General features: G+C 32.3%; 5 protein-coding genes. All 5 read right to left on the bottom strand.

All coding sequences use genetic code 11. From position 1 onward, the window contains the following. Window positions 1-74: 74 nt before the first annotated feature. Window positions 75-590, bottom strand: coding sequence for an adenine phosphoribosyltransferase (locus RSB60_RS10525; RefSeq protein ID WP_332616217.1), 516 nt, complete (start codon window positions 588-590; stop codon window positions 75-77). Between the two features lie 49 nt (window positions 591-639). After that, the gene (recJ, locus tag RSB60_RS10530; protein ID WP_332616219.1) at window positions 640-2,229 is read right to left on the bottom strand and encodes a single-stranded-DNA-specific exonuclease RecJ; all 1,590 of its coding nucleotides are present in this window, start codon (window positions 2,227-2,229) and stop codon (window positions 640-642) included. Continuing rightward, window positions 2,219-3,529 (bottom strand): UDP-N-acetylmuramoyl-L-alanine--D-glutamate ligase, encoded by a 1,311-nt coding sequence (gene murD, locus RSB60_RS10535; RefSeq protein ID WP_332616221.1) that lies wholly within the window; start codon window positions 3,527-3,529, stop codon window positions 2,219-2,221. The genes recJ and murD overlap by 11 nt, the downstream gene beginning before the upstream one ends. After that, window positions 3,526-4,884 carry a hypothetical protein gene (locus RSB60_RS10540; RefSeq protein ID WP_332616227.1) on the bottom strand — a complete coding sequence of 453 codons (1,359 nt, stop codon included), beginning with the start codon at window positions 4,882-4,884 and terminating at the stop codon, window positions 3,526-3,528. Before RSB60_RS10540 ends, murD begins: the two co-directional genes overlap by 4 nt. 118 nt (window positions 4,885-5,002) lie before the next feature. Then, a partial coding sequence (locus tag RSB60_RS10545; protein WP_332616229.1) for an FAD-dependent oxidoreductase occupies window positions 5,003-5,834 on the bottom strand: 832 nt, incomplete at its 5' end.

The raw sequence follows: 5,834 nt of genomic DNA on the forward strand, positions 1-5,834 counted from the left end.
ACCATTTTCTTTGTAGATGTTGACATAATTCCTCCTCCTTTCTTGTAAAAAACCGAAGATTTCTCTCCGGTTATTTATTCGTAAGACATAACCGTAAAGACATTATAGTTTTCTAATGCTTTGCGACCTTCTAATCCTAGTAGTTCAATAAGGAATGCACATCCTACAACTTCTCCACCCATTTGTTCAACAAGTCTAATTGTTGCTTCAACCGTTCCACCAGTCGCAAGTAAATCATCAACGATTAATACCTTTTGACCTTTTTGAATTGAATCTGCATGCATATGTAATTCATTTGAACCATATTCTAAATCATATTTGTAACTAATCGTTTCACGAGGGAGTTTTCCTGGCTTACGCACAGGAACAAATCCGATTTTCATATTTACAGCTACCGGACATCCAAAAATAAACCCTCTTGATTCAGGACCAACAATAACTTCAGCACCTACTTTTTCAGCAAATGCTTGTATTTGTTGAGTCGCTTCATAAAAAGCCGCACCATCATTCATTAATGGTGTAATATCACGAAACAATACTCCTTCAATTGGGAAATCTTGAATTTCCGCTATATATTTCTTTAAATCCATTGGTTGTAAGCCTCCTAATAACGGTATAATTATACACCATTAAACTTCTTTAATCTATGTTTTTAATGAGTATTGAACATTTTTTGCGCCCATTGAATTCATTAATACTTAATTCTCCAATAACCGTTTTAAGTTCATCAATTTCAGATACACCATCATAATCAAACCAGATTGAATCAATTTTATTATCAAATGTAATTTTTAAGAATTTTCCTTTAATCAATTGCTTGCTTTTTACTTTCAAACCTTCAATCACAAAACATACATCTTTGAATCCTTGTCCAAAAGGTGCAAGTTGTAGATATTCTTCAACTGACTCTAGTGTAATATCATCACTATGAATCAAACATACATCTTCTACTGGATCACGATTGATTTCTACCAAGCTGTATTTATTTTTAACTTTCTGTAAAAACAAATCAAAATTGTCTTTATCTATTGAACAGCCTATCGCATCGCGATGTCCACCAAAACTTTTAAACTCTTCAAAATCTTCTTGAAAGAAACTATATAAATCAAACCCTAGTGCGCTACGTCCACTACCTTTATACATTCCATCATTTTCTGTAAATATAAGCGTTGGTTTGTTATACTTACTCGCAATTTTGCCAGCCAACAAACCAACTAAGCCTTCGTGGAATCGTTCATCATGGAGAATGATAAAATCATCATTTAAATCCTTTTTTTCTGCTAAAACATTCATTTGTAATGTAATTTCTTTTCTTTGATTATTAATATGAATCATTTGATTCGCAAACTTTTGAATTTCTTGTGGATTATTTTGTAGAAAATATTTCACAACATTATTTGGATTCGCAATTTCTTGTAATCGTCCTACTGCATTTAGTTTAGGAACGATTTGAAAGGCCAAGTCTTTCTCAGTTACCGTTTTATGTGGAGCATCTAACAAAGCTGATAAATGTGGAACTTTGGACTCATTAATGCGTTTTAATCCTAATCGAACAATAATCCGATTTTCATTCCATAAACGCATAACATCCCCCAATGTTGCCACAGCTGCTAATGCGATATGTAAATCATTTTCACCCACTAATTCTTTAGCAACCTGAAGTGTAATTCCTGCACCTGATAAACCCTTAAACTGTGTATCAAGGTAATCCGGATGAAGAATAGCATAACTTTTAGGTAATTCCTCCAATTCATGATGATCCAAAATAATAACTTCAATTCCTAACTCACTTGCTACATCACATGCTTCATAAGCTTTAACACCATTATCAACAGTGATAATAAGTGTATATCCTTTTTCATATGCTTGTTTTACAACTTTTGTATTTAACCCATATCCATCTTTAAAACGATTTGGAATATAATACCCATTTTCTATACCTAATCGATTAAGGGTGTCTACCATAATTGTTGTAGCGCATAAACCATCCGCATCATAATCTCCACCTACAAATACTTTTTCATTATTTTTCTTTGCAAGTTGAATACGTTCAACAATCGTTTGAAGTATTGAAGATTTATTTTCGCTCAAATGCGTAGGTTGATAGAACAATTGTTCAATTTCATTTTCTGTACAATTACGAAAAGCCAACACTTTGCTAACTAAAGTGCTGGTCTTAACCTGTTCTGCATAACTTGTATAATCATTTTCTATTTTGTTATATCTCATTTTTCTTTACCAATTCTTGAAAAACATCACCACGTTCTTCAAAGTTTTTAAAATAACCATAACTTGCCGCAGCTGGTGATAATAAACATGTTTTACCTTTCGTTGTTACATTCTTTGCAATTTTCACTGCATCTTCTAAATTTTCTACAACAAAGGCAGATTTGTCCACTCTTTTGCACCATTCATCATAAATACGTTTACCCGAAGCATACATAAAAATAATATTTGAAACTTTACTTATTGCCAAGAAATCAATCAATGGATTATAGTCAATACCACGATCTAATCCTCCTACTAGCACTGTATCTACATCATTTAAAGATTCAATCGCTTGAATTGTAGATTGACATATTGTCGAGATAGAATCATCAACATAACGTACACCATCTATAATTCCAATGTTTTGTAAGCGATGTGGTAAAGTTTTAAATGTTGCGATTGCTTCTAAGAATGATTCATCCCTCACCCCAAAATAATGATGTGCAATTATATAGACAATTGCCATATTATAAAAATTATGATGTCCTAATAAACTAACTTTATTTTCATCCACAACTATTTTTGAAAATGGATTTATAAGTGTATTACCTTCAGCATAAATATCACCTCGATTATCCATTGAACATGTTAAACAATGAGGTGCTTTTTTTACTTGATCAAAGCATTGCAGATTGATAATTGCCACATCACCTTCACATTGATTGGTGAATATCTTTTCTTTAGCTGCAATATATTTTTCAAATGTACCATAATGATCTATATGTTCTTCATATAAATTCAACAAAACTGCAATATGTGGTGAAACTGTTACATATTCTAATTGATGACATGATACTTCAAAGACAATTTTAGAATCAACTTCAATTTCATCAATAATATCAAAGCAAGGCACCCCAATATTTCCAACCAAAAACACCGAGTTACAATTTTCTTTTAGTACATGATATAAAAGAGAACTTGTAGTACTCTTTCCCTTCGTACCAGTAATTCCAATAATTTGATTGCGATATTTTTCTAAAAATAACTGAGATTGACTACACAACTTATCAAATGGAAATAACTCATCCTCTATTACAATTCCAGGACTCTTCATAATTATGTCATAAGTATTGAAATCAACATTAGAAGTAAGCATAGTCTTAAAACCTTCTACTTGAAGTTCTTTGTCATCCGCAATTTCTATTATTGTATTATCTCCATGTTTTTTTAAAAAATTGAGTGTTGATTTACCTTCTAATCCAAATCCCCATATCAATACCTTTTTGTTAGAAAACTGTTTGCTTAATTCTTCTCTTCTCATAAGAAAGACTCCTCCAACTTAGCTTTGATATATAGAATGAATTCACTAGGAACATAATGTTCATTATTCCATTCATATTTAATTTCTCTTAAATCAATATCACGTTTAACTAATCCTAATGAATCATAATAACGATATAGCCAACTCAAGTCCTTACTCTCTGTTTCACGCTTTACAACTCCTAATGAAAGTGCAATTTGTACTTCTTCGCGAGTTCCAACACACTCAAATGGTTTGTTTTCACTTAAGCCACATAATTCTTCAAAAATAGAAAGCAATTCTTGTTTATCTAATAAATTTTCACCAAAAGTCGCAACACATTCTTCATCCTCTAAAAAAGCTGACATAAGAATATATACAAATAAACATTTAGCGCAGTTATTACACCAAACCTCTTTTTTGCTTCCAACATTGCAACTTTTAAATACGGAATGATATTCCTTTAGTGTGCTAAATATCTTAGCGATTTGTAATTCACTTAATGGTCTCAGCAAACTAAAATATTGTATGTCACATGTTAGATATTCTTCACAGTATTCATGAAAATCTTTTTCAAATTCAAAACTCTTTGAATACTGATGATTTATTGAAGCATTCGCAACTGTTGACTCATTTGCGCTTGATTCATTCGATAGGCAGATATACTTTTTTTGATTGAGTACAGCTGTCAAAACAGAAGAAAACGCAACCATTGCAGAGAATGGCGTATGACCATTTAAAAATCCACGTTTATTAAGTTCCAACATTCTTGAATCAAGTGTTCTTTCAACGTAAAGTAATTTATCCTTATAGCCAGCTGCCTCACTAGCATGAATTGCCGACATCACTGAATTTATAATAAATGTATTATTATCTCCTGCATCTTTTAAAATTTCCAAAGTCACAAAAGAATCTTTCCCCCCACCAACTGGAATAATTTGTCCGTGATTAGTTTGAAATAATTCTTCGCCACAAATTTCTTCACCTTCACAATTGATATTGATGAAATCTTCCATTTTAGGTTCAATATCATTCATATAAAAGAATTCTCCAAGACCATGAAAATATAATTTTTTCCACCATGCAACTTGAGCATTTGTTAATGCTCCACATTTAACAATCAATTGCGGTGAACAAGTACATTTCCAATAACTTGCAATTTCTACCATCCCTAATGAAAACACCATCTCTTTAACAACCTTCGAGTTACGATATTGCATAGTTCCACTCTTTGGCAGCGTATAGGTAGGATTGAATCTCTCCAGTCCTATCGTTTCAAAATCATATGTGATTTTAAAATCATGGTCTGTTTCTTCTATATCAAAACCATGATAAATAAATGTTGGATATTGTTCTCTCAGTTCAAAATAATTCATAAGCATTACTCCTCGCCTATAAGTATATCTCAAAATGGTGTTTTTTTGAAAATAAAGCGTTTAGAAAAATAAAAAAAAGCATAAATGACTTTAAAAGGTCATTTACACTTTCAATTTTTTATTTCAACTTTGCAGCATTTTCTCCCGCAACTAATCCAAAGTAAACACTACCTGAAATTGCGACACCACATCCTGGATATTCTGTTCCAAACAATCCAGGAAATGCTGTTTCTCCAGCAGCATATAGATTTGCGATTGGCTGATTATTGCTATCTAAAACTTGTGCATTCTCATCAATCACAATTCCTCCAAAGGTAACTGTTACTGCTGGCATTAATTTTAATGCATAATATTGATCTCCTTCAATTGGATATAAATAGTCAGCAGGCTTATTAAAATCTTCATCTTTTTTATTTGCCGCAAATCCATTGTATCGATCAATTGTTTCTTGAAGTGTTTTTGTGTCAACATTCATTAATTGTGCCAATTCTTCAATTGATGCAGCTTTCAATGTTTTATCCAATGTCATTGCATATTGAACTGTTGGCGTTGGATCATTTGCAGTTGCAATATACCATCCACTTGTATTTCCTGCTTTTGCTAAAGCATCTCCTACATGATATTGATAACTATATTCATTGGCAACACGTTTTCCTTCCATTGAAACAATTAATCCAGCTTCTTCATTAATACCTGTTCCTGAGTTGAAGTCTAAGAAAACAGTTTGTACAGCTGGATAGTCTTCAATTTGTCCACCTATTTTCTCAACCATTTTTATTCCATCACCAACATTTCCTGCCGGAACAGAAGTCGCATAGAATGGAAATTCTTCACCATAAGATCGTACCATTTCTTTATTTTGTGCATAACCACCTGTTGCAATAATTACTGCTTTGGCATTAACTGTTACTTTCGACCCATCCGGTTTAACACCTACAACACCAACAGCC

The organism is Anaerorhabdus sp., from assembly GCF_036657415.1.
In the GTDB taxonomy this organism is placed as follows: Bacteria; Bacillota_I; Bacilli_A; order Erysipelotrichales; family Erysipelotrichaceae; genus Anaerorhabdus.